The organism is Mesorhizobium sp. WSM4830 (assembly GCF_055811495.1).
Genome location: NZ_JBVVQI010000031.1, coordinates 38,013 through 64,168, shown reverse-complemented (window position 1 = coordinate 64,168; position 26,156 = coordinate 38,013). Strand labels below are relative to the sequence as shown.

Here is a 26,156-nt window from a genome sequence, read left to right as displayed (position 1 = left end):
GCTGTCGTTAGCTGTGGCAACCGCTGGCGCTTCGGGCGCCAACTGACCATTTGCCGGAAATGCCAACAGCAGAACGAGGCATAACGGAATGAGGGACGGCATGGCGGTACACCCCCTGCCGCGTATCTCGTGAAGTAAAATCAAGGGCCGTCGTTTAATAAAGGTGAAGTCACAGCGGAGGGATTTTGACCTGGTACTCTGCGCATGATTCATCACTGAACCTCACCGATCGCGGCCCTCACCGCTATTGTATTCTCCACTTACTGCACGCCGCGGCAACGTGGATGCCGCATCAAAGATCAATGCTAGTGAAGCACCCTCGGCAACGCCAAAGCACGGAATTGCGCGCAAAGGCTGTTTCCTATTTCCTTAGTTGTCATCATTCGAACAAACGGAACTTTCGGCTTTCGGGATGACCATCTTCCCTACGGAACGGCTGTGATGCGGCGCAAAGCAGCCATTCAGGTCTGCGAAGGTCGACTTCGGGTCAACACCAAACTTCCGCTAGATGGTACAGCGTACCTCACCCAGCCAGTACCGCTGCATCCAGCCCGCGAATGATCTTGGCCAGCTCGACGCATTCGTCGTGACGGACCTTGTTGCGCCGCCAGGCCAGGCAGATCGTGCGTTGCGGCATTGGTTCCTGGAACGGCACGATCTTCAAGTCGGGGATGGTGCTGGCCGGCCCGGCCGCCATTTCCGGGATGAGCGTGACGCCGAGCCCGTGCGCCACCATCTGTAAGAGCGTCGTCAGGCTGGTCGCGCCGTAGCTTGCCATGGCCACCGGCCGCACGCTGCCGCAGACGGCGAGCGCCTGTTCGCGCAGGCAGTGGCCTTCCTCCAGCAGCATCAGCCGCTCCAGCGCCGGGCTTTCCGGCGGCACCGGCGGCGAGGCGAAGGCGGGATCGCCGGCAGGCACGGCCAGGAAGAACCGGTCGGAGAAAAGTTCCTCGGTAACCAGGCCGGGATAGTCGAGCGGCAGCGCCGCGACGAAGGCGTCGAGCTTTCCCGAGCTGGTGTCCTCGACCAGCGAAGCGGTCACCGCCTCGCGCAACTCCAGCTGCAAGGCCGGGAAATGCCGTTTCAGCTCCGGCAGCACATGCGGCAGCAGGTAAGGCGCCACCGTCGGGATGATGCCGAGCCGGAAGCGGCCTTCCAGCGCCGGGCGGCCGCGCCGGGCGGTGGCCTCGACGTCGCTGATATCGGCAAGAATGCGCTCGATGCGCGGCAGCAGGGCCTGCGCCTCGTCGGTCATGCGCACCGCCTTGCCGCCGCGCTCGAACAGCCGGCAATTAAGCCGCAGCTCCATCTCGGCGATCTGCGAAGAAAGCGCCGGCTGGCTGACGCCGGCGAGTTTTGCCGCGCGGCCGAAATGCAGCGTCTGCGCCAGCGCTTCGAAATAATGCATCTGCCGGACGGTCAAACCGATCATAAGGAAAACCTATCAGAATAAACAGCAAAGGCAATTTGTCTTTATCGGCTGGGCAGGCTAGTCTGGAATCATTCCAGAATGGCGCGGCCGCTGGCCCTGCCCGGAAAATCAACAAAATCCCGGAAAATCAACAAAATCGGAGGCAAAGATGGACGCGAAAACCGACGACAACAGCGCCGGCAAATGCCCGGTCCCACATGGATCGGCCAGGAGGAGCAACCGTGACTGGTGGCCGAACCAGCTTGATCTTGGCGTCCTCCACCAGCAGTCCAGCCTCTCGGACCCGATGGACGAGGACTTCGACTACGCCAAGGAATTCAAGAGCCTCGATCTCGATGCGGTGATCAGGGATCTGCACCAGGTGATGACCGATTCGCAGGATTGGTGGCCGGCCGATTTCGGCCATTACGGCCCGCTCTTCATCCGCATGGCCTGGCACAGCGCCGGCACCTATCGCATCGGTGACGGCCGTGGTGGCGCCGGCGCCGGCCAGCAGCGTTTCGCGCCGCTCAACAGCTGGCCGGACAACGCCAATCTCGACAAGGCGCGCCGGCTGCTGTGGCCGATCAAGCAGAAATACGGCAGGAAAATCTCCTGGGCCGACCTGTTGATCCTCACAGGCAACGTCGCCTTGGAATCGATGGGCTTCAAGACCTTCGGCTTCGCCGGCGGCCGCGCCGATGTATGGGAGCCCGAGCAGGACGTCGACTGGGGATCGGAAACCAAGTGGCTCGCCGACGAGCGCTATTCCGGCGACCGCGAACTTCACGGCCATCTCGGCGCCGTGCAGATGGGGCTGATCTACGTCAACCCGGAAGGGCCGAACGGCACGCCCGATCCATTGGCCTCGGCACGCGACATCCGCGAAACCTTCGCCCGCATGGCCATGAACGACGAGGAAACCGTGGCGCTCATCGCCGGCGGTCACACTTTCGGCAAGACCCACGGCGCCGGCGATGCATCGCTGGTCGGGGCGGAGCCGGAAGGCGCCGGCATCGAGGCGCAGGGCCTCGGCTGGTCGAGCAAGCATGCCACCGGCATTGCCGGCGACGCCATCACCTCGGGCCTCGAGGTGACCTGGACCACGACGCCGACCAAATGGAGCAACAACTTCTTCGACAATCTGTTCAACTACGAATGGGAGCTGACCAAGAGCCCGGCCGGCGCCCATCAGTGGACGCCGAAGGGCGGCGCCGGTGCAGGCACCGTGCCGGACGCGCACGACCCGGCCAAGCGCCGCGCGCCGGCGATGCTGACCACCGACCTCGCGCTGCGCGTCGACCCGGCCTACGAGAAGATTTCGCGGCGTTTCCACCAGAATCCGGACCAGTTCGCCGATGCCTTCGCCCGCGCCTGGTTCAAGCTGACGCATCGCGACATGGGTCCCGCCGTCCGCTATCTCGGCCCGCTCGTGCCGCAGGAAGAGCTGATCTGGCAGGATCCGATACCGGCAGTCGACCACGAACTGGTCAACGAGCAGGATATCGCCTCGCTGAAGGCGAAGATCCTGGCCTCCGGCCTGTCCGTTTCCGAACTGGTCTCGACCGCCTGGGCCTCGGCCTCGACTTTCCGCGGCTCCGACAAGCGCGGCGGCGCCAATGGCGCACGCATTCGGCTGGCGCCGCAGAAGGATTGGGAGGTCAACCAGCCGGCGCAGCTGGCCAAGGTGCTCGAGACGCTCGAAGGCATCCAGAAGGGCTTCAATGCCTCGCAGACAGGCGGCAAGAAGGTCTCGCTTGCCGACCTCATCGTTCTCGGCGGCGTCGCCGCGATCGAGAAGGCGGCCAAAGACGGCGGCCATGACGTCAAGGTGCCCTTCACGCCGGGCCGCATGGACGCCTCGCAGGAACAGACCGATGTCGAGTCCTTCGCCGCGCTCGAGCCGAAAGTCGATGGCTTCCGCAACTATGTCAGGGGCAAGCCGCCGATGTCGGTCGAAGCGATGCTGGTCGACCGGGCGCAGCTGCTGACCTTGACGGCGCCGGAGATGACGGTGCTCGTCGGCGGGTTGCGGGTGCTCGGCGCCAACACCGGCCAGTCGAAGCACGGGGTGTTCACTGACAGGCCGGGCACGTTGACCAACGATTTCTTCGTCAACCTGCTCTCCATGAACACGGTGTGGGATCCGGCCGCCGGCTCCGATGAAGTCTACGAAGCACGCGACCGCAAGACCAGGGCGGTCAAGTGGACCGGCACCCGCGCGGACCTCATCTTCGGCTCACACGCACAGTTGCGTGCGCTTGCCGAGGTTTACGGATCGGCCGACGCCGGGCAGAAGTTCGCCCGGGATTTCGCCGCTGCCTGGGCCAAGGTGATGAACGCCGACCGTTTTGACCTCGCGGCCTGATCCGGGCACACGAACTTCTCGACGCAACAAAAAGGCGCGGGCCTCGACCCGCGCCTTTTTCGTTGGGCTTGCGAAAAGTCAGTCCTTCTCGAAGATACCGGCCTTGGCAACCACGCCGGCAATGGCGCCGCCGATCAACGGCGCGACGATGAACAGCCAGAGCTGGCCGATCGCCGCAGTTCCCGAAAACAGCGCCGGTCCGATCGAACGGGCCGGGTTGAGCGATGTGCCGGTCACCGGGATGATGGCGAAGTGCAGGCCGGCCAGCGTCAGGCCGATGACGAGGCCGGCGAAGGCCGTGGTGTGCTTGGCGTTGGTGACGCCGAGGATGACCGTGACGAAGGTGAAGGTGCCGATCAGCTCCCACAGGAAGGCCGAGCTGACGCCCCATTTCGTCACGTCCCAGCCATTGGCGCCGAAGCCGCCGGTGTGGCCGCCGACCTGTCCGGAGACGATGATCCACAGTGCCAGCGAGGCGATGATGGCGCCGATGACCTGTGCGATCCAATAGGGAATGACATCCCTGGCCGGCATCCGCCCGGCGAGGAACACGCCGAGCGTCACCGCCGGATTGAGGTGCGCGCCCGAAATCGGGCCGATCGCATAAGCCGCCGCGATGAGGCCGATGCCGAACGCCAGACCGATACCTTCCTGGCCAAGCGGCAGCGCGCCGCCGAAGCCGCCCGTCACCACCGAAGCCGTGCCGATGAACACCAATAGAAACGTGCCTAGAACTTCCGCCAGATAAGTTTTCATTGCCCTCTCCTCGTATCGACCCGCGGCTTCGCCTTTTTCTGCGACGCGAATCACCGCGCAAAGAGTATTCGCAACCGCAAAAGTTGCAAAGCAGAGCAGTTGCACCAGCCGGCGTGCTTGTGCGTGTCAGTTGCGCGCTTTAGAGCGGCATACGTTCACTTGCGCGCACAAAGCACCCTTTAGCCACTTTGGAATCCACGCATCGTGCTTTCCGAAAATCGGTTTCCGATTGTCGGGCCGATGCGATAGAGCAGGGCCGCAAATAGTTTGCTGAGTAATGGAAGACGACAATGAGACTGGGCGGGCGGCTGGCTGCAGCCATCGAAGTGCTTGACGACATCGGCCGGCGCCACCGGCCGGTGGCCGATGCGCTGAAGGACTGGGGCCTGTCGCACCGCTTCGCCGGTGGCGGCGACCGCGCCGCGATCGGCAACATCGTCTATGACGCGCTGCGCCGCAAGCGCTCGGCCGGCTGGCTGCTCGGCGAAGACACGCCGCGCGCCATCGGCTTCGGCGCGCTGCTGCTCGAATGGGGCCAGACGGCGCAGTCGCTGAACGAGGCGCTCGAGGGCGACAAGTTCGCGCCGTCGCTGCTTACCGCCGACGAACTGACAACGCTGGCAGCTCGCCGGCTTGCCGATGCGCCGCCGGCTGTCAGGGCAGACATCCCCGACTGGTGCATGCCGCTGTTCGAACGGGCGTTCGGCACGACCTGGGTGGAAGAGGGTGCCGCGCTTGGCACTCGCCCGCCGCTCGACCTCAGGGTCAACACGCTGAGGGCCGATCGCGGCAAGGTGCTGGCGGAATTGGCGGAGACCGGCGCCAAGCCCGCCCGGATCGCGCCGCACGGCATCCGAATCCCGCCGATCGAAGGCGATGGCAGGCACCCGAACGTACAGGCCGAGCCGGCCTTCCAGAAAGGCTGGTTCGAGGTTCAGGACGAGGGTTCCCAGATTGCGGCCGAACTGGCCGGCGCCGAGCCTGGCATGCAGGTGCTCGACTTTTGCGCCGGCGCCGGCGGCAAGACGCTGGCGCTGTCGGCGGCGATGGACAATCGCGGCCAGATCTTCGCCCACGATGCCGAGAAGGCAAGGCTGGCGCCGATCTTCGACCGCATACGCCGCTCGGAAAACCGCAATGTGCAGATCGTCACCAAGCCGGCCGAGCTCGCGCCGCTCGGCAAGCATATGGACATCGTCCTGATCGATGCGCCTTGCACCGGCAGCGGCACCTGGCGGCGCCGGCCGGATGCCAAATGGCGGCTGACGCAAAGGCAGCTCGACGCCCGCAAGGGCGAGCAGGAGACGATACTCGATGCCGCCAGGGACTTCGTCAAACCCGGCGGCCTGCTGGTCTACATCACCTGTTCGGTGTTCGACGAGGAAAATGGCGACCAGGTTTCGGCCTTCCGGGACCGCCATCCCGGTTTTGTCCCGGTCGATCACCGCCAGCTTTGGGACAGCCGTTTTGCGGGCCACGAAGCGGCAGTGCGTATTGGGGCTGCGGGCGGCATTTCGCTGTCGCCGTTGCTGAGCGGCACCGACGGCTTTTACTTCTGCGCGCTGCGCCGCGCCGGCTGAACCTTTGCCATGGACACAGAGCCGGGCAGAATGCTGCAGTGCAGCATTTGCGATTGCCTGCCGCCCACCCCTCTGCGATAAATGCCTTTGCAATAAGATTTGCCGAGAAACGAAGGTCGACGGCCATGGCAGCAAAGATCGTTCCTGCTCCCGATTATGAAGACCGCGTCAGGACATCCTTTGCGCGCCAGAAAGCGATGATGACGATTGGCGCCGAGCTGACGCTGGTGACGCCCGGCATCATCGAGATCGAAATGCCCTATTCGGCGGCACTGACGCAGCAGCACGGCTTTCTCCATGCCGGCGTCATTTCGACGGCACTCGACTCGGCCTGCGGCTATGCGGCATTCTCGCTGATGCCGGAAAATTCCGGTGTGCTGACTATCGAGTTCAAGGTCAATCTGCTGGCGCCCGGCCGGGGCGAGCGCTTCCTGTTCCGCGGCTCGGTGACCAAGCCCGGCCGCACCATCATCGTCGCAGACGGACAAGCCTATGCGTTCGCCACCGACGGCGAGGCCAAGCTGATCGCCACAATGACCGGGACGATGATGACAGTGCTCGGCCGCGACGGTATCGAGGGGTGAGGAGCGGTCCGCGCAGCGGACGAAAAGCCCCTAAATGAGCTTTTCGAGCGACGAACGCCCGGAGCCATAGCGAAGGGCCGGGGACCGGTGAGGGCACGTCGCCCTTCTTACCTTCCGGCTCCGGTGGCAGGGCCAGAAAAAGGAGTAGATCGTCGTGACCGGTAAAGTGTCTCGCCTGTCCGGCAAGTCCGTTCTCTTCGTCATGGCGGCCGAAGCCGAATACGGTCCACACCTGCAGCGGCTGTTCACGCCGCTGATGACCGGCGTCGGACCGGTCGAGGCCGGTGTCGGGCTCAGCGCCGAACTGTCCCGGCGGGCGGCCGAAAACGCGCTGCCGGATCTCGTCGTGTCGCTCGGGTCGGCGGGCAGCCGGACGCTGGAGCAGACCGAAATCTACCAGGCCGTTTCAGTTGGCTACCGCGACATGGACGCCTCGCCATTGGGCTTCGAGAAGGGCGCCACGCCGTTCCTCGACCTGCCCGTCAGCGTGCCGCTGCCGTTCAGGATACCAGGTATCAGGCCGGCGACGCTGTCGACCGGGGCGGCAATAGTCACCGGCGCCGCTTACGACGCGGTCGCCGCCGACATGGTCGACATGGAGACTTTCGCCTGCCTGCGTGCCTGCCAGCTGTTCGACGTGCCGCTTATCGGCCTGCGCGGCATTTCCGACGGCGCGGCCGATCTGAGGCATGTCGGCGATTGGACCGAATACCTGCACGTCATCGATGAGAAGCTGGCCGCGGCGGTGCAACTGCTGGAACGGGCGATCGCCTCCCGCGCGATCGACTTCAAGCTTGTTGGGGCGGCAGGTTCTTAGCGTTGCCGAACAGCACGCCGATCATCCTGAAGCGAACGGCGTTGTCGCGATTGACGTAAGTGACTGACCCGGGCTCGTGATCGAGGGTCCAGCGTCCGGTCGCGCCGGTGTCCCAGTCGGCGACATAACCGTCATCGAGCATCCGCCAGCGCCCGCTTCGCGCCTCGCCATCGTCGAGCAGCATGTGCGCGGCACCCTCGCTTTCAAAAAAGACGTAAGCCTCCTTGCCGTTTCGCTCCAACACATGGGTCATCCCCGGAATGAGCGTTGCAAGGGTTTCCTTCTGAAGTGCTGCCATGATTTCCTCCTGAATTGAAGTCGCCGATTGCCTTGACCAGCATCGCCACTTAGAGTGAACTAGTAGTCAAGATGCTTGACTATGTATCGGGTGAGAAGAATTTGGTCAAGAGACTTGACGAAAAACCTGAAGCGCTGCCGGATCACATAGGTTGGCGGCTGTGGCAGGCGAGCCGCGCCTGGCAGACCGAGTTCGCCGCGGCGATGCGCGCTGCCGGCCATCAATGGTTCACCGAAGCGCGTGCCGGCCTGCTTGGACACATCCCCCGCGGCGGCATGCGCCAGTCGGCGCTGATCGAGCGCTCGGCGATCTCAAAGCAGGCGGTTCAGCAATTGCTCGACGGCTTGGAGACGGAAGGTGTGTTGCAGCGTCTGCCGGATCCGCAAGACGGCCGCGGCAAGCTTGTGCGTTACACGCGCAAGGGCCTGGACGCCCTCCGCGATGGCGACCGCATCAAGCTGCAGATCGAACGAAGCTATGTTGCCCGCCTTGGTAATGAGCGTTTCGCAGCGCTGATAGGCGCCTTGCGGTTACTCGATAGAACGCAAACTGATGCATTGGACAAAGCCTCTGGCGTTCAGGACGACGCACCTGAATCGGAGTGACCGCGCGACCTCACAACCCATTGCGCCGACTCGTTTCTTTCTCTAAACGCTCGCCATGAAAACAGCCAATCATCCCGACACCGTTCTGATTGTCGATTTCGGCAGCCAGTTCACCCAGTTGATCGCCCGCCGCATCCGCGAGGCCGGCGTCTTTTCCGAGATCGTGCCCTTCCAGTCGGCCGAGGCGGCGTTCACGCGCACCAATCCGAAGGCAGTGATCCTGTCCGGCGGTCCGGCCTCGACCGGCGACATCGGCAGTCCGCGCGCGCCGCAGATCGTCTTCGATGCCGGCGTGCCGGTGCTCGGCATCTGCTATGGCCAGATGGCGATGTGCGTGCAGATGGGCGGCATCGCCGAAAGCTCCGATCATCGCGAATTCGGCCGCGCCTTCGTCGAGATCGCCAAGGACAGCCCGCTGTTCGAGGGCTTGTGGGCGCCCGGCCAGCGCCACCAGGTGTGGATGAGCCATGGCGACCGCGTCATCACCCTGCCGGAGGGGTTCGAGGTGCTCGGAAAATCGGAGGGCTCGCCCTTCGCCATCTTCGGCAATGTCGAACGCAAGATGTACGGCCTCATGTTCCACCCCGAAGTGGTGCATACGCCGGACGGCGCCAGACTGCTCCGCAACTTCGTCCACAACATCGCCGGCATCGAAGGCGACTGGACGATGCGCGCCTACCGCGAGCACGCGGTCGAGACGATCCGCAAACAGGTCGGCAAGGGCAAGGTGATCTGCGCGCTGTCGGGCGGCGTCGATTCCTCGGTCGCGGCCTTGCTGATCCATGAGGCGGTCGGCGACCAGCTCACCTGCATCCTTGTCGACCACGGGCTGATGCGCAAGGACGAGGCGGCCGGCGTGGTGGAGATGTTTCGCCAGCATTACAATCTGCCGCTGATCCTGGTCGACGCTTGGGACCGTTTCATCGGCGCGCTCGAGGGCGAGTCGGACCCCGAGAAGAAGCGCAAGACCATCGGGCGGCTGTTCATCGAAGTGTTCGAGGAGGAGGCCGAGAAGCTCGGCGGCGCCGATTTCCTGGCACAAGGCACCCTCTATCCCGACGTCATCGAAAGCGTCTCTTTCAGCGGCGGCCCGTCCGTGACCATCAAGTCGCACCACAATGTCGGCGGGTTGCCCGAACGCATGAACATGCAGCTGGTCGAGCCGCTGCGCGAACTGTTCAAGGACGAGGTGAGGGCGCTCGGCAAGGAGCTCGGCCTGCCCGACAGCTTCATCGGCCGGCATCCGTTCCCCGGTCCCGGTCTTGCCATCCGCTGCCCGGGCGGCATTACCCGCGAAAAGCTGGAGATCCTGCGCGAGGCCGACGCCATCTATCTCGACGAAATCCGCAAGGCCGGCCTCTACGATGCCATCTGGCAGGCCTTCGCCGTGCTGCTGCCGGTGCAGACCGTCGGCGTGATGGGCGACGGCCGCACCTACGAATTCGTCTGCGCGCTGCGCGCCGTCACCTCGGTCGATGGCATGACGGCCGACTTCTACCATTACGACATGGCATTCCTGGGCGCCGCCGCCACCCGCATCATCAACGAGGTACGCGGCATCAACCGCGTCGTCTATGACGTGACGTCAAAGCCGCCGGGCACAATCGAGTGGGAATAAAGCTCAGTCGTTCGCCAGCATTCGATGGCTATCGACGGCGTATACGTAACTAGCTGACTTGTAGTCATTTTCCTCTCGTTTACTATCGCTAACTATCGCCCGCAAGCGGAATCATTTGGCGGTAGACCTGACGGCATCCCTTTCCTCACCATTCTCGCTCGAAGCTAATACCGTCACCACCTTACTTCCTAACGCATTAGGAAGTATTTAGGTAAATTGTTGAAGCGCAAACGAAATTATCATACCTTGACGGTAAAATCGATGACGGTAAAATCTGGTGCTGGATATGCGGCCCCACGCGCTCGGATTGCCCTTGCCATGCTCACCGACATTGCACTTAAGAAGCTGAAACCAAAAGACAAAATATACAAGGTCGCTGATCGTGACGGTATGTACGCCACGGTGTCCACGGCCGGGCAGATCTCGTTCCGATACGACTACCGATTGAATGGAAGGCGAGAGACAGTCACGCTGGGCCGCTATGGTGAGGGCGGCATCTCGCTAGCAGAGGCGCGTGACCGCTGCATTGCCGCCCGAAAAATGGTGGCAGCCGGACAATCGCCGGCGCATGAAAAGCAGCGTGAAAAGCGGCGCCTGTCTGCAATGGCCACCTTCGGCGATGCCTGCCTGGCCTGGTTTAAGGAGGCCAAGATGGCGGATAGCACGCGCTCAATGCGCAAGGCCATCTTCGATCGAGACATCTTGCCGATCTGGGATAAAAGGCTCCTCACAGAAGTAACAGCTGACGATTTGCGGGCGCTCTGCGCAAAGGTGCGCGACCGTGGCGCGCCGGCAACAGCCATTCATGTCCGGGACATTGTTAAGCAGATCTATGGCCATGCCATTCTGCACGGCGAGAAGATTGCCAATCCAGCAGACGAGGTAGGACCGGCTTCGATTGCCACGTTCGAGGCAAAAGACCGAGCATTGTCCCCCGCAGAAATCCGAATCATGCTGAATGAGTTGGAAAATGTGCCGACGTTGCCGACGATACGGCTCGGCCTAAAGCTGATACTGCTCACGATGGTGCGGAAGGGTGAGCTGCTGGACGCGACGTGGGACGAGATCGATTTTGAGAACGCTGTTTGGAGCATTCCCAAAGAGCGAATGAAACGGAAAAAGCCGCATAACGTCTACCTGTCCCGCCAATCCCTCGATATCCTGATTGCACTCAAGACGTGCGCAGCGAACTCCCGATACGTGCTCCCATCTCGCTATGACGCCGACGAACCCATGTCGCGGGCCACCTTCAATCGGGTTACCATGGCCATTGTCGACCGCGCAAAAAGACACGAATTGCCGCTTGCGCCCTTCACAGTGCACGACCTACGGCGGACCGGCTCGACACTCCTAAACGAGATCGGATTCAATCGCGACTGGATCGAAAAATGCCTTGCCCACGAGGACAGCCGCACTTCGCGCGGCGTCTATAACAAGGCTGAATACGAGCCGCAGCGTCGTCATATGCTGCAGGAATGGGCTGACATGGTTGAGGCCTGGGGGGCGGGCAAGAAGCACACGGCCGTACTCCAGCCGACCGCCGGGGCGATCATCCTCGATCCGATTTGACAGGCCTCGTCTTCCGCGACCGCACGTCTGGACCTAGGGCGATGTCGATAGTGCCGGCAGACGACGCGTTTCGCTTTGCCCGAACCCAGGCCTCGACCTCTGCCAAATCCCAAACAACACAGCGGGGCGTCAGATTGAAGCGTCGTGGGAACTCGCCACGTTGCTCCATTTCATAAATGGTCGTGTCCGATAAGGGGACGATTTCTCGCAGCTGCGACCGACGAACAGTTCGCACGACGCGACGCGATCCGAAGTGTGGCAGAACCGGAAACTGGCCAGGCTGCTCAATTTTAGATTTATTCACCTCTGAAGACTGCTGCGGTTTGACCATTTCGTACCCCGGAGGATTGCCTTGCTGGCCAATCATCACGCAACTTTCCGAGGTCGCGTACAGCCATCAATTGCGACCACCTATCCTCGCTCGCGCACCAGGAAAACCCGAAGGCGCTCCATTTCAGGCAGTGTCAGGACGCACTGGGAACTTTTCTCAATGTCTGCCGGTCATTGAAACCTAGGAGTGTTACACGTGACGTGAAGTGAAGTGGTTGCCAAAGCTTCCACGTGTCGGAAAACACCGCCACTAGCTTTCTAACCGTGTCATTATCTTCCTTCGCACCAAGGCGCAACCGGCCGTCTCCCAAACCACCACCTCCGCAACGTGCGGTGGATGGCCATTCCAAATCACACGTCCCATCGGCTCGCTCCTCAAACAGTCGGGAGCCGGCGCGATCGGGCAAGCGATATTCCTCACACAGACGCTGGGGCCCCGGACCGATAAGGACATCCGCCGAACAGTCGAACGACAGATCGACACCGAGCGCTGGACACAGCTCGACCGCCAGCTTGTGCGCGATGCCGATCGCCTTGGCGTCATCGATCTTGCGCCACCTCACAGCCACCAGCCCGACGAGTTCCTGACGGTGAAGATCGGGCGGCTGCGTAAGTTGGAACGTCTTAGCCTCGCCAACGAGATCCGTCCTGGCCAATGGATACTGGGCGAAGAGGTTGAGCCAACTTTGCGCAGTCTCGGTGAGCGCGGCGACATCATCAAGCGGATGCATCAAAGTCTCGCCGGGAAGCGCGTCGACAGAGGCGCGGCCGACTATGTACTCCCGGCGGAACAGATCGACAAACCAGTCATTGGTCGGCTGCTTGAGCGTGGCCTGGATGACGAACTGCGCGGCTCGGCCTATGCAATCGTCGATGGTGTCGACGGACGCGTCCATCACATTCGCTGTAGTGATCTCGACGCCACCGGAGATTCCGCGCCCGGCTCGATCGTTGAACTGCGCCACTACGAAGATGCAAGGGGCCGTGGCCGAGTCGCGCTCGCCGTCCGGTCAGACCTTTCTGTCGAAGAGCAGGTCCGCGCCGGTGGCGCGACCTGGCTCGACCGGCAGCTTTTTGGCGCGCGAGCCCGCTGAACACGGTGAAACTGGCTTCGGCAAGGAGGTGAGGCAGGCGCTGGAAAACCGTACCGACTACCTTGTCAAGCAGGGTCTCGCGCGGTGCGACGGTCAACGCGTCATCTTCGCTTGCGATCTGATCGACACGGTACGCGATCACGAGATGAACGCGCTTGGCGCTCGGCTCGCTGTAGAGACCGGACTGCCGTTCACGAAGGTCTCGGAAGGCGATCAAGTAGCTGGCATGTACCGGCAACGCTTCGCGCTCGCTTCCGGGCGTTTCGTCATGATTGATGAAGGGCTTGGTTTCCAGCTCGTACCTTGGTCGCCATCTGTCGAGCGAGAGCTGGGAAAACATATTCCGGCCTGGCCTGTGCAGGTGGCGGAGTCGATTGGGCCTCTGGAAAGAAGCGAGCACTCGGGTTGTGAATTCTGATGACTTTCGTGCTAGTTCATTCTCGGCAACGGACACTTCGATCCGCTGTCAAACGGCCGCTTGGCGCCTCCACGTCACTCCAAGTCTGCGATACGAGAGCGCAGCCGCTCGTTGAGCGCACGGATCGTAAGGTTGAACGGGAAAGTATGGGGAACAGCCGACTGGTCCCGGTCGGGGCGTGGCGCTTGCTCCTGAAGGGTTGAACTGAAAACGTCTTCGTACGCCTTCCATGTCGTCCAAGCCTTGGCCTCTGACGTCGCGGCCGAGGCTGCATCGGTGAACGCTTTCCTCAGCCAGTCCCAACGTTCCTTCACAAAAGAATCCTCGTCTCCGTTTAGCGTTACCGTACCTTTGTAGTCGTGCGGAAACTTGTCGGCGGTAAGTTCGGAAACGACATTGCCGTCCTTGTCGTACCCATAGATTCGGAATTCCACGGCTTCACGCTTGAGATAGCCACTCCTGTCATGGGAGCTATCGACTGGCCTAGGAGGCGGGTTCGGAACTTGCGGAGCTAGCAGGTGGGCATCCGGGCTGCTGCCTCGCCGGGCAATACCGATACCTGGGTGTATTGACGCTCGGACGATCGTGTTGGCCATGCTTATTTCTCCCATACGACCTTCGGCAGGCGGATTCCCCGTTTCGTTGCAACTTACTTCCTGAATTCGCAGCCCTCATGGAAGACCTCGACCGTCACCAGTCCGGCGCCGGCCTCCCAGCCGGCCCGCGGCACAGCCGCGCCTTGAGCTCTACTGCAGCGCGTCGTTGAGCAGTTTGGCGAGGCGAGCAGCGGCGCGAGACAACTGCAGCTTGGCCACGTCACGGGCCCGCTTTGCCTAATCTACTTTTCGATCGGAATTGCGACAGTGCCTGATGAAACGACGGAGCCCCTGGGATTGCCCGATTGCCCGAGGGTCTACCTGTGGTGGTACGGAATCAAATGGGAAGGCGGACAGCCCCTACCTGCAATCGCCCCAGGGCCATGTGCGACAAAACTTCTCTTCGGTGGTCCGCCCGATTTGGTGACTGGTCGGCTGAAAAGCCCGTTCGCGCGCAATCTAGTAGTTCCCTATGCTCAACTCGGCAATCGGCCGAACGACGAGCTCAAAGTACGATCGGTGGCGCGCCAATTCGATCACGACTTGGCTCGTCGCGACCTCAGCCACGCTATCTTGATCGGTGGCGATTTTCGCGGCGTTCGCTTCGACGGTGCCAATCTGAGTTACGCGGACCTCACCGGCGCCAAGTTCGACTACGCCTCTTTCTGTCAGAGGAACGCCTTCGGCCAAATGGACGGCTGCGCATCGTTGAATGGTTCAGAGTTGAGCCGCACGACGTTTCGTGGTGCTGACTTGTCATTTTCCGACTTACGACACGTTCGGGCTACCCAGCCGAACTTTTCCGGTGCCAAGTTATTTGGGGTTCACTTCGACTACGCGCGTTTCGATTTTCCTGTTTTCGACGATGCAAGCGGCGCGCATTTTGAGGGTGCCCGGCTCGAGAGCGTCCGGGCCGAGGGGGCGAGCTTCGCAGGGGCGACGGCAAACGGTGCCTACATCGACGGAAACTTTCGAGGGGTCAACTTTTCCGGCCTGAAGGCGCTCGGCGCCTATCTTCAGCAGAGCGAGTCTGGAATTCCAGGAGCTGACGAAACACCGATTATCCTGGGCGGCTACGACGCTGCCCAATTCACGGGCGCGCAACTCATGGGCGCCGAGTTCCACGCCGGATTGAGGGGGGCCGACTTTGCATGCGCGGACCTGCAGGGCGTAGACTTTCACTCTTCGAAGCTGAGCGGAGCGAGCTTCAGAACCGCCACGGTATGGGGAAGCAAAGTCGAAACCGTGGAGAGCGCGGAGGGGGGTCGTGCTTGAGTCGATGCGAATTGTAGATAACGAGGCACTTTGCCAGTTAGAGCCGCTCGAGCAGCGAGACATTGACAGCGCACGAGCGACGCTCGAGGGCGTTGCGAAAGGTCTTCCGGGCACGGATCCGAATATGCTTCCCTCACATCTGAAGAGAGCATTCGACCGCGTCCACGGCCTGTCATTGACGCACTGGAATTCGCCCTCGAAAGGCTGGTGGCTTGAGCGTCAAGGTGGCGGTCCGAGGCAACCAAGCGAAGCTGATGTCGCAGCACGACTGCACAAGTTTGTCGCCATCGCTTGCGTGCTGCAGACCGGCGGCCCGACCGTCACCCATCCCGGCATTGCAGGAGCATTGCTTCGTCAGGAAATGTGGAAGGACTATCCGGATTTCGCCGCAGTCTTTGCGAAGGTGGTTCTTAATGGCGACCAGTGCCCGAATGCTAAGGGTATGCGCTACGACGTGCGAAAGCAGTACCAAGACCTCGCTGCGCGTATCGTTCCCAAGGATAACCCGCTATTCCAGCCAGAGACGTATTACATCATCAAGACAAGCAAATTCTGATTTTCTGGTTACATCATCAAGACAAGCAAATTCTGATTTTCTGGTTGTCCGGCATTCGCCTGGCAGGCATCCGCAGAGCAGTGGGCGAAGGGCCGTTCGCGAGGCGGGCGCAGCCCGCGGCCGGGCAAACAGTAACCGCGTTCTGGCTCGGCCATGGGCGAAATAGTCTATTCCGGAAACCATTTCTGTGTTTCCGTGAGCGCGCCTTCGCGCCGCTCAAACTCCTCGCTAATGATATCGGGAAAAAAATTTAGCCCGGTCACCGCTTCGAGCCTGTCAATGGTGACGGCAAAGTGTCGGAAAGCTGGGTCGGGGTTTTCCACGTTCGGAACGAGAAAACCTATCAGATCGGTAGGGCCGTTAGCGTCTGTGCGCGCGACGATTTTAAAAAAATGGCTGGGAACGGCGACCTTCGCGTCGCCAATGGTCGGAGCGGTGCCCGGCGCATCGCGTTTAACATCGCCGTCGTAGTCGAATACGGGCCCGGTAATGATATAGACGGTTTTGTATTCTATTGCCCAGTGGCGGATCGCATTCTCAAGGGAGGACCAGGTGTCGCGGTTCAACTTCGCGGTCTGTGGCGTGAGATTGGTGACGACAAAGACGCTTGCGGCGGCCGGGTCGCTTCGCGTCATGTCAGCGCGCGGCACAAGGTGACCGCGGTCATAAACTGGCTCCTGGTAGTCCTTCAATGTCGCCAGGTCTTCTGGCGCAAATCGTGGGTCGGGCCGCCAACAATCGGTGCGGATCCGGTTTATGATCTTCGACCCATCGAGTTTGTACGCGACCCAGACGGGAACCTTCGCGGCTGTGTCATACAAACCGATCCACCACGCTTGAACCAGATTGGGCTCACTACCTGTTCCATCGGAAAAGCGCGGGGCGCCCCACGGTGAATGTTCAGCGACCGCCACCGTCGCTTGGCCTTCGTTCAGCACCAGTGCCTGGTCATACGCGGCGGCATCCGCTGGGCTGCAGGTGCGTCCAAGGGCATCCGCGGTCCCGGTAATCTCTTTGGCTATGCTTGCGACGAGATGATCAGGTACTCCGGCAGCGTTGAGCTGGTCGACAAGGCCGAGTATCCTGTTAAGGCCGTCGCGCGCGCTGCCGATCTGCGCGTCGATTGCGCGTTTGTCGCTTTCAAGGGCAAGCAGCTCCCCCTGCATTTGCTGCGTTCTCGCCTCGGCCTTTTTCCGCGCCGTCTCAGCCGAGGCCTCGCGATCAGCGGCTTCCTTTTCGCGATTTTCGGCGGCACTAACGCGGTTAGATGCGTCCACTTGCTTTTGGCCGGCCTCGAGCAGAGCGCGTTCGACCTTGATGTTCGAAAGAAGACTTTGCCCGAAAAAGCCACCGACCGCGACTATTGCCGCGACGAAACTGAACCAATTCGCCGGTCGTCGATAAAAAGGCTTCTTGAGTTCGGCTATCTCAAGCCGGAGCTTATCCTGTTCAAGGCCTTCCGTGAGGTGCTCGGCGTCGAGCGAGGAATTATCGGCGCTGGACATCTTGGTTGAAGCAATCCGAAACCTCAGTAGCTATCAGGAAAATCGGCGCCACGGCAATAGCAGATTCACGTGCTGAAAAATTGCAAGTGTCAAGTTCCAGTGAGGCGCGCGGCTTCGACATGGGCCTGAGTTCCGTCTGGTTAGTCTTGAATAAAGGGATGAACGAACGCGTTGCGTTCGCCGAAGGTCGAACTGTCTCGCAGGAGCCCAATGATTTCCTCCTATTTTGTGACCGGGCACAGTATGGCGATAGGAGCGATGGCTTGTTGTTCAGAGGCAGAGGCCAGCGCACTCTTCCCCCGCGCGAGCAAAGAACACACTCGGGGTGTGAGCGGACTGAAGCTGACACCTGCCGACGAGTCCAGCCATCATGGTCACGTGGGTTGTACTCTTTCGCCTCGACTCGGCGTCATAAACGCCGAATTGTTCACCTCGACCACCAGCGAGCCGAAACACCCGTGCCTGGCTCGGGGTGTTGGCGAAGGTCGTCGGCGTGCCTAGACGGGCAAACCGGCTCTGAAACGGCGCTAGATATTCCAGCCCGAGAATTTGGAACGACAAATGTCAGAGACTTACGCGGTTTCAACGAATATCGGTTGTACGCGGCCGTATTCTAGTTCAAGCTTGCGATGCTGGATGTCAGATTTCGCGCTGATCAGGACAAAACTGATCGAAAGTAGTCTAGAAGCGAGGCTCTCGGGGGACGGCCGTGCGTGATGACCAATATGTATTGAACCATTGTACACCGTACCTTTCTCGGGCGAATATAGATAGCCGACACAATTTTGGATTCGGTCACTACGCTGAAACCGATCCACGCGGTAGAATTCGGGAAGCTTGGCGCTTTCCGATCATCGATACCTGTTCAGCGCCGCCGACTGGCACCGTCCGCTCGGACCTGAATGATGTGACATTTGTTTATTCAACATTTGAAGATGCACCTAGCGCAGTCGAATTGATCGGTTCATTTGCTCCCCTCTACGAACGCCAGCTCATGCGGCGTGTTCGGTTTCTCGATGACGACACCGCCTTCTTCGCGGTTACCATCACTGTGCCCCGACGCGAGGCGTTCTTTTACAAGTTTCTGGTCGATGGAACCGCGATCGCCGACCCAATCAATCCGCAGGTGGTGCGGGCCGACAACGGCCAAACCTGGTCGCGGTTCTTCACCTGGGAACATAGCCAGCCGCTATTCTTCGAGTCGTTCGAACTGGCTCTGGTGCAGCGATTGTGTAATCACATCCTGCCATTCCGCACGCGGGAAGGGCAGCGGTTCCTCTCCTGGTACTACAATGGCCTCGATACCGACGCCCGGCGCGGCGTTCAGAGACGGACGTATCGCTTCGACGACTCCGCTGGGGCCGCCATCTACATTGACCACATACTGGCGCGCGAAGAAGCACATCGCGGCGTTGACTATAAGCTTTGCTTGGAACAGATCGCGAAAGTCCTGCGCGCCCGGGATCCGGAGCATGAGCCTGGGGATGTCTCGAGAGATCTTTTCGAGCAGCTCTACAGTGAACTCGCATCAGGAACGGTGATCGGATGGGACACCGCGCGCTATCAGGATCCATCGAACTTCCTGAAATTGCTGCGCCGGCATGCTTTCACCGGGGCGTTCTCTCATCCGAAGTACGGCGGAAATGCTGCCCTGGCGGGCTGGTCCTACCTCGACAAAGAACTCGCGCCCGCTCCGGACGGTTCGATCTTCGATTGGCGTGCGAGCCTTGAGAAGCCGCTCGGAACCAATTCCTCCTATCTCGGCTAACCCTTCTACGAGAACGGCATGGCGCAGACAGATTTCGATGTGATCGTAATCGGGAGCGGCGCCGGCGGCTCACCGATTGCCTACGAGATGGCGCGCAGAGGGCGAAGCGTCTTGGTTTTGGAGAAGGGGCCGCTGTTCCGTCCGCAGGACGAGACGCCGGGAGGCCCATCGCCCTCAGACTACAAGCGCGACGAACTGTTCGCGACCGGGCCGGAGAAGCGGCTGACCCACGCTCTCGTCAACCGCTCCGCTTCCCTGTTCAACAGCCATATCGAGCCCGACCTCAATGACGAGCCGCACGTCTACCAGAATGCATTGGGTGAGGACTATGCGACCATAGAGGGCTATACGGCGCAAGCTGTCGGGGGTGGAACGCAACTCTACGGGGCGGTCTCGTTGCGCTTCACCGATACTGACCTTCGTCTGCAAAGCTTCAATGCCGGGCGCGTTTTGCCGCATGATCCGAAAGGCGACGTCGCGCGTGAGGCACGGGATTGGCCGATCTCGTACGATGACCTCGAGCCGTATTATTGCAAGGCGGAACGGCTCGTTGGGTTGAACGGCGAGCAAATGGGCCAGTCGAAAGCCTTCAGCGATCCAAAGACTTATCAGAAACCCCTGACTCCCAACCCAATCAGCGACTTCGCCCGCAAGGGCATGGTGGCATTGGGCATGACGCCCTATCGGACGCCGCTTGCCGTCATCACCGAAGACCACGCGGCGAGCGGACGCTTCATGCCGCGCGACGAGAACGGCAGGTCGGATCCGGAACAGGCAAAGACAGGCTATGTCAATCGATACGGCGACCCGCTGGGATTCAAGTCGAATACGTACGTCGCGCTACTGCGGCCAACCTTGCGCAATCCGAAATTGGGGCCATTGCTGGACCTGCGCGCCAACTGCGTCGTCACCCATCTCAGCCAGCAGAACGGCAAGATCAGCGGCGTCCACTATCTCGATCCGTCCGGCGCACCGCGCACCGCAACGGCGCGTAAGGTCGTCGTGGCGTGCTCGGCGATCGAGAGCGTGCGGCTGCTGCTGCTCTCCGGCGGTATGGAGGCGGAATTCGGGCGGCGCCTGCATGCGGGCAAGAGCGTTGCCGACAGTCTCGTCGGCAAATACTTCCTCACCCACTGCTTCGGCGGCGCAGAGGGCGACATCCCCGCGCCCATCGACAAATCACGCTCGCTCGACAGTGACTATGCGACGGACTTCTGCGGTACGGAGCAGTTCCTTGAACAGGAAGGACTTTGGGCGGGTGCCGCTATCTACAACAACACTTCGGACCAAGCGCTTCCGATCTCGCTTGGCCGGACCCACGGAGCCCAGGACCTCGACACTATCTGGAAGGCCTACGTCGATGATGCGTCCCTTGTCGGCGACAAGTTCCTTGATTGGCTCAAGGCGAATTTTCAGCGCGGCCTATCGGTCAGCTTTATGGCCAACCAGGTGCCGATGCGCACAAACCGTATTGAGCTGCATCCGTGGGTCAAAGATAAATGGAACCGACCCGTAGCCTATATTATCAAGGGTTGGCATCAACACGACCGCTATCTGATGAAGCGCATGGCCGAGATGTGCCGCGACATCCTCGAACGCGGAGGGGTGGCCGTGCAGGGCTTCGGTCATGTCGGCGACGATGCTCGGGCCCGCATCGCCAATCACATCCTCGGTGGTCTACGCTTTGGACCGGACCCAAGCGATTCCGTGCTCGATCCCAACTGCCGTCATTGGCAGTTCGAGAATCTGTATGTGACCGATGGGGCCTTCATGCCAACTTCGGGCGGTGCAAACCCCACATTGACCATCCAGGCGAACGCCTTCCGCGTAGCCGACAAGCTCTAAGATGGAGAGGCCCCGGTGAGCGTTCCTTCTGGAAGGATGTATCTCGAGCAACCCCCGTCCGCGGCGGAGACCTTCCGGCGACTCGTGGGAGACAGCGGTGCGGCAGTGATGCCGCTGCCGCCGAGCATCGGACTGGGCGGTCCCACATCCACCTTGGACCGCGCAACCATTCAGCCGGAATCGCCCCCGATGGCGCAGCCGCAGGGCGATGCTCTGGTTCAGTTCCGGGACATCTATTCGTCGCCGGAGAATCAGATCTTCAAGGTCGTCTTCTTCCCGGATCGTATTTTTCATGCGCAGTATCTCAATGCGACCCGCGCTGCACAGCGCTACCGCTACGCGGTTTCCGACGCTCGCTCGGTGCTCGATATCTCGGTGTTGAAGGCCCAGCTCTTCATGGATGGCCGCAAATTGGCCAATCTGGTGCGGATCGAGTATCGCGCCGGCCGCCTCGTCGAGAAGACGCGCGAGGTCGGCCGGTTCCTGCGCGAGGAGGTGATCGCCAAGGTGCGGCTGACCGGCAAGGCCATCGTGCGCAACGCAAAGGGCGAGGCGCTCGATGAAAACGGTGACCTTCATGTGTCAGGCGGCGACGTCGCGCCGAAGGTGGAAACCCGGGTCGTCGAGTCTCCAGTCAAAATGCATTTCTGCCCGTGGATCAACGCGTATCAGGTTGAGATCTGGCAGACGCTGGAGCCGCCGTCGAATTCCCGTCACCATTTTCAGGTTTCGGCGCAAATGGGACCGAGAGGGTCAATAACCCGAGTCCGTGACTTCACGCCGGTGTTGGAGCTGATCGACGAAGTTCGTACTGTCGAGATGTTGTTTCGCGAGAACGATGTCGACTATCCCTTCGGCAAACCGATCACCAACGTCATGTGGGACGACAATTTCGAGCGCAACTACCAAGACCCGCGATCGCCTTTGCCGAGCGACAACAGCAAGAACACAGTTCCCGTCGGCAACTATCTCGTCAACTTTCAGAAGGGCTGGTTTCTCGACGCGAACACGACGCCGCCCGTTCGTTATCGCAACGCGATGATGGACACCGGCAACCCCGACTATGTCGATCCGGCGTTCCATCCTGAGCTTGGTGACGCAGCCGCGTGGCAGGGCATCCCGCCGCAGCAGGCTTTCAAGGACGCAAACGTCATCGAAATGCGATGGCTGCTGCAGCGGGAGCTGGGCGGCACAGTGGTGTTCTTCCACGAGGTGACAATCCCGCCCGGGACGACAGAAGGCACCCACTGCCATGTCGGTTCGGAGGAACTCTACTACATCGTCTCAGGGGAAGGCATCGCTTACATGGCCGCTGGAGACGATCCGGAAACCACGGGCACGGACCCGGCCACTGGGAAACCCAAGTACAACGTTGTCACGCGAGACATCTTCGGCCTGTTTGAGCGCAAATGCGTGGAACTTCCCGTGAAGCCAGGCAATGTGATCTTCACCAAGAGCGGCGGTGTGCATGGGATCCGCAACGTTGGCAAGAAGCCGCTCAAATTCGTGGCCTTCCTCTACCACAGCGCCTGACCGCGAAAGGAATACACCATGCGGATTGTCGATACAGATCCTGTGGCCCGGGAGATGCCGCCGGGCATGGAGCCTGACTACCAGACCGCCAACCCAATGCAGCGCCTCATGGACGTCTACGAGGGCTTCCACTTCGCGGCCGAGCGCGATCATTATCAGCAGGATCTCGTCCAGGCGTTGCTTCCAATAGAGTCCATTGCACTTTATGGCCCGCGGGCGCCAAACGAGCATCGCCTCGATCCGACGGATCAGGATTTCGTCGACTTTCAGAAGCAGAACGTCTGCGACTTCATGCTGGGCGACGTCAGGCTTTTGCGCGGCTGGGTAACGGTCGAAGGCTGGACCGGCCCATTCCTCCAGGTTTCGTATCGAGGAGGGCCCGACAGTCGCCTGTCCGCAGCGTCCGGCCACAATCTTGGCGAGACTATCAGGCTGTACCTTAGGGTAGGCGATCGGGAGACCGAGACCCTCTTAACAGTACCCTACAACACGGAAAGTGACCGCTACGAACTCGAGATATGGTCCTATCCCGATGACGATTTGCGCGCGAAGCTCGACGTGCGTGGACAAGCGGCGCTGGATCGCGCCCATTTGATCGTGCGCCCAGACCTTGTCGCCGGTTCGGCAGAGGAATTTCGCCGGGAGTCGGTCGAGGACAAGCCCATGAACCTTGTAAGTCCCGGGCATGCGATGCATCCCATCCTGCCGCTGCGCATTGAGCTCGCGTGGAGCGACATGACCGGCGCGTCCTGGGATTCTCGCCATGGTCAAAACTACGTCTACGAATTCTCGATGATTGTTCGCGGCTGGGACAATTATCTGAAAGTCGGTGGCAGCTCGAATCCTCACGGCGGTGTCGGCCGGCTCGAATATCGAAATCTTTTGTCAAACTACTTCGAGTTCCAGAACAGCGGAGAGCTCGGTCGCACCCCCGCGCCTTGGAGCGCTGACGCGTTCGGGGAAAAACCGCATCAAGGGCGGCGCGAGCCTTTCCTGAGCGTCGACTATATGGACTTTCACGTCATCCGACCGAATGCCGGTATCGGCTTGCACAGGCATCGCGACAACCAGGAGATCTTCATGGTGATGGAGAACGAGGTTGTCATGATCGTCGGCGATTGGTGCGAACTAACCACCCGACAGCGCGCCTTTGAGATCAGAACCCTGCGTGCCGGCCACTTTGCGCTGCTGAAGCCAGGGCAGATCCACGGACTCATGAATCCGACGGACGAGGACATACCTCTGCTGATGTTCGGCGGGTATGACTGATCGGAAAGGGAATGGGAGCTGCGAATGGCAGGGGAGAATGATCCGATGGGCGTCCATCTCGTAGAGGGCGGCGCAACGTTTCGCATTTGGGCCCCGGAAGCGCGCAATGTCGCGGTTCTCGGTTCATTCAACCAATGGAACAGACAGGCGTTGAGCCGGCAGCCGGACGGCAATTGGTGGACTTTTGTTCAGGGAGCGAAGGAAGGGGACCAGTACAAGTTCGACATCGTAGGTGTTGGCTCCACGGGCGCGAAGCGCGATCCACGCGGCCGGTCGAGGACGTGGGACCCTCCATTTCCAGCCTGCAACAACTTCATCACGCAGCCGGCGACCTTTCCCTGGCACGACGCGGGATTTCGGCCGCCGCCCTTTCATGAGCTCATCATCTACCAGCTGCATGTGGGAGCGTTCGTCGCAATGGACGCCAGCGGCGTCGACGCGCGCCGGCAGCGGCCAGGCCGATTTTTGGATGTGCTGACGAAGCTCGAATATCTCGCGGAGCTCGGCGTGACCGCGGTGCAGTTCCTGCCAATCCAGGAATTCGAGACCATGCGCTCCCTGGGATATAACGGCACCGACCTGTTCGCGCCCGAACTGGACTACGCGTTGCCACCGGGCTCGGCGGAATTTCAACGCTATCTCGACCTCGCCAATACGTTGCTGGCCAAAAAGGGGTTCGCGCCGTTTCAGCCCGGCGAGCTAGACTGCCAGACCAAGCAGCTCATGGCAATGGTCGACCTGTTCCACGTATACGGCATCGCGGTCATGTTCGATCTCGTCTACAACCATGCCGGCGGGGATTTTGGCTCGGAGAGCCTCTATTTTCTCGACCGGCAGCCCGAGGGCGACAACAATCATAGCCTTTATTTCACCAATGCCGGTTGGGCCGGCGGATTGGTGTTCGCCTATTGGCAAGCGCCGGTGCGACAATTCCTTATCGACAACGCCGTCTTCTTTTTGGATGACTACCATGTCGACGGATTCCGCTTCGACGAGGTGACGGTCATCGACAGAAATGGCGGCTGGAATTTCCTCCAGGATCTCACTGACGCATTGCGCCATCACAAACCGAACGTGGTGATGATAGCGGAGTATTGGGCAGATCAGTCGGCCGTAGTTCGCAACCGCGGTCAAGGTGGCGGAGGCTTCGATTCCGTCGTCGATTCCGGGCTCCGCGAGAAGGCGCGCGCCGTGCTGCAGCAGGCTGCGCAAGGACGCGATGCTGAGATCGATCTCGACGGGGTTGCGCGGGAGCTTTTCCCGAAACACGGCCAAGCTTGGCGTTCGGTGCACCATCTCGAAAACCACGACGTTGTGCGGGTCAACAACGAGTCCGACCGCGAACCGCGGATTGCCGCCGTCGGTGATGTGAATGACGCTCGATCGTGGCATGCGCGATCACGCGCCCGGTGGGCGAATGGGTTGCTGCTGACAGCACCCGGCATCCCGATGCTTTTCATGGGGCAAGAGTTTCTGGAAGACAAATATTGGAGCGACAGCCCGGACTTCTATGGGGACTATCTCCTTTGGTGGGACGGGTTGGACCGCGACCGCGCGATGCAGGATCATCTTCGTTTTATTCGCGAACTGATTGCGGTACGTCGAAGAGAACCGGCGCTCACCTCCGATGCAATCAACGTGTTCCATGTCCACAACGACAACCGCGTGCTCGCCTTCCATCGCTGGGTGCCCGGTACCGGAAATGATGTTGTGTTGGCATTCAACCTGCGTGAAGAACCGTGGCTCGGCTATGAACTCGGCCTGCCGCGGACAGGAACTTGGCGAGAAACATTCAATAGCGATGTGTATGACGGTTGGGTCAATTCCGAAGCGATCGGCAACGGCGGCGGCGCGTATGCTTCAGACCGACCTATGCATGGCTTAAATGCCTCGGCCAAAATCAATGTCCCCGCTAACGGCTTCATCGCCCTAAGCTACGCTGGTTAAGAGGAAATTGAATGCTAATGTATCAGCTACTTATTCATAACGACGTGATAGGCACGCATCCGCTTTTTGCCTGGACCTCACCGACGCCATTCATGGTCCCCGTGGTAGGTTCACTTATCGACATTCCCGGTCATGGCCCGCCCATGTCAATCAGACAGATAGCGATGAACCTCGCGCAAACTTCGCCAACGGCCATGGTCCAGACACTGCATATCGTAGTCTGAATTGTGCTCGTGCCACTTGTCTCCAATTTCACGGCAATAAGGTCGAGTTCGCCGTGGATATCGGCGCCGCCGTACCTTGTCAGCCTCTGCTCTCCAGTCGCGCGCTTCGATCTAGCCGGTGCAGCTATTACCTGAAATATCCTTAGGGACTCGCTCACAAAACCCGAATGTGACGCGTTGACGGGTAGGA

The 26,156-nt window shown here is 60.8% G+C and carries 20 protein-coding genes and 1 pseudogene; 15 read left to right on the top strand and 6 right to left on the bottom strand.

The window, feature by feature from the left end:
- Positions 1-523: 523 nt before the first annotated feature.
- The gene (locus AC0L2Y_RS28675; RefSeq protein WP_352488378.1) at positions 524-1,432 is read right to left on the bottom strand and encodes a hydrogen peroxide-inducible genes activator; all 909 of its coding nucleotides are present in this window, start codon (positions 1,430-1,432) and stop codon (positions 524-526) included.
- A 148-nt stretch (positions 1,433-1,580) separates the two neighbouring features.
- Here AC0L2Y_RS28675 and katG point away from each other — a divergent pair, with 148 nt between their 5' ends.
- On the top strand, positions 1,581-3,779 hold the full coding sequence (katG, locus tag AC0L2Y_RS28670; protein ID WP_473561144.1) for a catalase/peroxidase HPI: 2,199 nt from the start codon (positions 1,581-1,583) through the stop codon (positions 3,777-3,779).
- 78 nt (positions 3,780-3,857) lie between these two features.
- Here the strand turns inward: katG and AC0L2Y_RS28665 are convergent, their stop codons facing one another.
- A complete protein-coding gene (locus tag AC0L2Y_RS28665) occupies positions 3,858-4,535 on the bottom strand; it encodes an MIP/aquaporin family protein (protein ID WP_023677138.1) in 678 nt (225 codons plus the stop codon).
- A gap of 290 nt (positions 4,536-4,825) precedes the next feature.
- On the opposite strand from AC0L2Y_RS28665, the gene AC0L2Y_RS28660 reads away from it, so the two are divergent.
- From AC0L2Y_RS28660 to AC0L2Y_RS28650, 3 genes are all read left to right on the top strand, one after another.
- On the top strand, positions 4,826-6,115 hold the full coding sequence (locus AC0L2Y_RS28660) for an RsmB/NOP family class I SAM-dependent RNA methyltransferase (protein WP_473561142.1): 1,290 nt from the start codon (positions 4,826-4,828) through the stop codon (positions 6,113-6,115).
- 125 nt (positions 6,116-6,240) lie between these two features.
- Positions 6,241-6,699 (top strand): PaaI family thioesterase, encoded by a 459-nt coding sequence (locus tag AC0L2Y_RS28655; protein ID WP_473561140.1) that lies wholly within the window; start codon positions 6,241-6,243, stop codon positions 6,697-6,699.
- A 154-nt stretch (positions 6,700-6,853) separates the two neighbouring features.
- Positions 6,854-7,516, top strand: a complete 663-nt coding sequence (locus AC0L2Y_RS28650; RefSeq protein WP_473561138.1) for a 5'-methylthioadenosine/S-adenosylhomocysteine nucleosidase — start codon at positions 6,854-6,856, stop codon at positions 7,514-7,516.
- Here AC0L2Y_RS28650 and AC0L2Y_RS28645 read toward each other — a convergent pair.
- Complete coding sequence (locus AC0L2Y_RS28645; protein WP_473561136.1) at positions 7,488-7,814, bottom strand: hypothetical protein; 327 nt, start codon at positions 7,812-7,814, stop codon at positions 7,488-7,490. The genes AC0L2Y_RS28650 and AC0L2Y_RS28645 overlap by 29 nt on opposite strands.
- Positions 7,815-7,885: 71 nt before the next feature.
- Here AC0L2Y_RS28645 and AC0L2Y_RS28640 point away from each other — a divergent pair, with 71 nt between their 5' ends.
- From AC0L2Y_RS28640 to AC0L2Y_RS28630, 3 genes are all read left to right on the top strand, one after another.
- Positions 7,886-8,419 (top strand): MarR family winged helix-turn-helix transcriptional regulator, encoded by a 534-nt coding sequence (locus AC0L2Y_RS28640; RefSeq protein WP_473561134.1) that lies wholly within the window; start codon positions 7,886-7,888, stop codon positions 8,417-8,419.
- Positions 8,420-8,474: 55 nt separating this feature from the next.
- A complete protein-coding gene (gene guaA, locus AC0L2Y_RS28635; RefSeq protein ID WP_473561133.1) occupies positions 8,475-10,037 on the top strand; it encodes a glutamine-hydrolyzing GMP synthase in 1,563 nt (520 codons plus the stop codon).
- A gap of 318 nt (positions 10,038-10,355) precedes the next feature.
- Entirely contained in the window at positions 10,356-11,606 is a 1,251-nt protein-coding gene (locus AC0L2Y_RS28630) for a tyrosine-type recombinase/integrase (RefSeq protein WP_473561131.1), read from the top strand.
- Here AC0L2Y_RS28630 and AC0L2Y_RS28625 read toward each other — a convergent pair.
- On the bottom strand, positions 11,587-11,937 hold the full coding sequence (locus tag AC0L2Y_RS28625) for a helix-turn-helix transcriptional regulator (protein ID WP_473561146.1): 351 nt from the start codon (positions 11,935-11,937) through the stop codon (positions 11,587-11,589). The two genes, AC0L2Y_RS28630 and AC0L2Y_RS28625, sit on opposite strands and share 20 nt — an antisense overlap.
- A gap of 415 nt (positions 11,938-12,352) precedes the next feature.
- On the opposite strand from AC0L2Y_RS28625, the pseudogene AC0L2Y_RS28620 reads away from it, so the two are divergent.
- Positions 12,353-13,441, top strand: a pseudogene (locus AC0L2Y_RS28620) (DUF3363 domain-containing protein); the annotation flags it as partial.
- 81 nt (positions 13,442-13,522) lie between these two features.
- On the opposite strand, the gene AC0L2Y_RS28615 reads toward AC0L2Y_RS28620, so the two are convergent.
- Positions 13,523-14,044 carry a LodA/GoxA family CTQ-dependent oxidase gene (locus AC0L2Y_RS28615; protein WP_473561129.1) on the bottom strand — a complete coding sequence of 174 codons (522 nt, stop codon included), beginning with the start codon at positions 14,042-14,044 and terminating at the stop codon, positions 13,523-13,525.
- Between the two features lie 267 nt (positions 14,045-14,311).
- Between AC0L2Y_RS28615 and AC0L2Y_RS28610 the strand changes: the two genes are divergently transcribed.
- Both AC0L2Y_RS28610 and AC0L2Y_RS28605 read left to right on the top strand, forming a co-directional pair.
- On the top strand, positions 14,312-15,319 hold the full coding sequence (locus tag AC0L2Y_RS28610) for a pentapeptide repeat-containing protein (RefSeq protein WP_473561126.1): 1,008 nt from the start codon (positions 14,312-14,314) through the stop codon (positions 15,317-15,319).
- Complete coding sequence (locus AC0L2Y_RS28605; protein WP_473561124.1) at positions 15,312-15,875, top strand: hypothetical protein; 564 nt, start codon at positions 15,312-15,314, stop codon at positions 15,873-15,875. The genes AC0L2Y_RS28610 and AC0L2Y_RS28605 overlap by 8 nt, the downstream gene beginning before the upstream one ends.
- A gap of 167 nt (positions 15,876-16,042) precedes the next feature.
- Here the strand turns inward: AC0L2Y_RS28605 and AC0L2Y_RS28600 are convergent, their stop codons facing one another.
- Positions 16,043-17,380: a DNA/RNA non-specific endonuclease gene (locus AC0L2Y_RS28600; protein WP_473561122.1), complete on the bottom strand. Its 1,338-nt coding sequence runs from the start codon at positions 17,378-17,380 to the stop codon at positions 16,043-16,045.
- A gap of 907 nt (positions 17,381-18,287) precedes the next feature.
- Between AC0L2Y_RS28600 and AC0L2Y_RS28595 the strand changes: the two genes are divergently transcribed.
- Genes AC0L2Y_RS28595 through AC0L2Y_RS28575 form a run of 5 tightly spaced genes read left to right on the top strand, consistent with a single transcriptional unit; the run spans position 18,288 to position 25,742 of the window.
- Positions 18,288-19,148: a gluconate 2-dehydrogenase subunit 3 family protein gene (locus tag AC0L2Y_RS28595; protein ID WP_473561120.1), complete on the top strand. Its 861-nt coding sequence runs from the start codon at positions 18,288-18,290 to the stop codon at positions 19,146-19,148.
- Between the two features lie 18 nt (positions 19,149-19,166).
- Complete coding sequence (locus AC0L2Y_RS28590; protein WP_473561119.1) at positions 19,167-20,993, top strand: GMC family oxidoreductase; 1,827 nt, start codon at positions 19,167-19,169, stop codon at positions 20,991-20,993.
- 15 nt (positions 20,994-21,008) lie between these two features.
- Positions 21,009-22,526: a cupin domain-containing protein gene (locus AC0L2Y_RS28585; RefSeq protein ID WP_473561117.1), complete on the top strand. Its 1,518-nt coding sequence runs from the start codon at positions 21,009-21,011 to the stop codon at positions 22,524-22,526.
- An 18-nt stretch (positions 22,527-22,544) separates the two neighbouring features.
- Complete coding sequence (locus AC0L2Y_RS28580; protein WP_473561115.1) at positions 22,545-23,795, top strand: cupin domain-containing protein; 1,251 nt, start codon at positions 22,545-22,547, stop codon at positions 23,793-23,795.
- Between the two features lie 24 nt (positions 23,796-23,819).
- Positions 23,820-25,742, top strand: a complete 1,923-nt coding sequence (locus tag AC0L2Y_RS28575; protein ID WP_473561113.1) for an alpha-amylase family glycosyl hydrolase — start codon at positions 23,820-23,822, stop codon at positions 25,740-25,742.
- The last annotated feature ends 414 nt before the right edge of the window (positions 25,743-26,156 follow it).

Bases quoted from the DNA above. Each gene is read 5' to 3' on its own strand.
- AC0L2Y_RS28675 (WP_352488378.1), bottom strand. From the start codon at position 1,432: ATGATCGGTTTGACCGTCCGGCAGATGCATTATTTCGAAGCGCTGGCG.
- katG (WP_473561144.1), top strand. From the start codon at position 1,581: ATGGACGCGAAAACCGACGACAACAGCGCCGGCAAATGCCCGGTCCCA.
- AC0L2Y_RS28665 (WP_023677138.1), bottom strand. From the start codon at position 4,535: ATGAAAACTTATCTGGCGGAAGTTCTAGGCACGTTTCTATTGGTGTTC.
- AC0L2Y_RS28660 (WP_473561142.1), top strand. From the start codon at position 4,826: ATGAGACTGGGCGGGCGGCTGGCTGCAGCCATCGAAGTGCTTGACGAC.
- AC0L2Y_RS28655 (WP_473561140.1), top strand. From the start codon at position 6,241: ATGGCAGCAAAGATCGTTCCTGCTCCCGATTATGAAGACCGCGTCAGG.
- AC0L2Y_RS28645 (WP_473561136.1), bottom strand. From the start codon at position 7,814: ATGGCAGCACTTCAGAAGGAAACCCTTGCAACGCTCATTCCGGGGATG.
- AC0L2Y_RS28640 (WP_473561134.1), top strand. From the start codon at position 7,886: ATGCTTGACTATGTATCGGGTGAGAAGAATTTGGTCAAGAGACTTGAC.
- guaA (WP_473561133.1), top strand. From the start codon at position 8,475: ATGAAAACAGCCAATCATCCCGACACCGTTCTGATTGTCGATTTCGGC.
- AC0L2Y_RS28630 (WP_473561131.1), top strand. From the start codon at position 10,356: ATGCTCACCGACATTGCACTTAAGAAGCTGAAACCAAAAGACAAAATA.
- AC0L2Y_RS28625 (WP_473561146.1), bottom strand. From the start codon at position 11,937: ATGGTCAAACCGCAGCAGTCTTCAGAGGTGAATAAATCTAAAATTGAG.
- AC0L2Y_RS28615 (WP_473561129.1), bottom strand. From the start codon at position 14,044: ATGGCCAACACGATCGTCCGAGCGTCAATACACCCAGGTATCGGTATT.
- AC0L2Y_RS28600 (WP_473561122.1), bottom strand. From the start codon at position 17,380: ATGTCCAGCGCCGATAATTCCTCGCTCGACGCCGAGCACCTCACGGAA.
- AC0L2Y_RS28590 (WP_473561119.1), top strand. From the start codon at position 19,167: ATGGCGCAGACAGATTTCGATGTGATCGTAATCGGGAGCGGCGCCGGC.
- AC0L2Y_RS28580 (WP_473561115.1), top strand. From the start codon at position 22,545: ATGCGGATTGTCGATACAGATCCTGTGGCCCGGGAGATGCCGCCGGGC.
- AC0L2Y_RS28575 (WP_473561113.1), top strand. From the start codon at position 23,820: ATGGCAGGGGAGAATGATCCGATGGGCGTCCATCTCGTAGAGGGCGGC.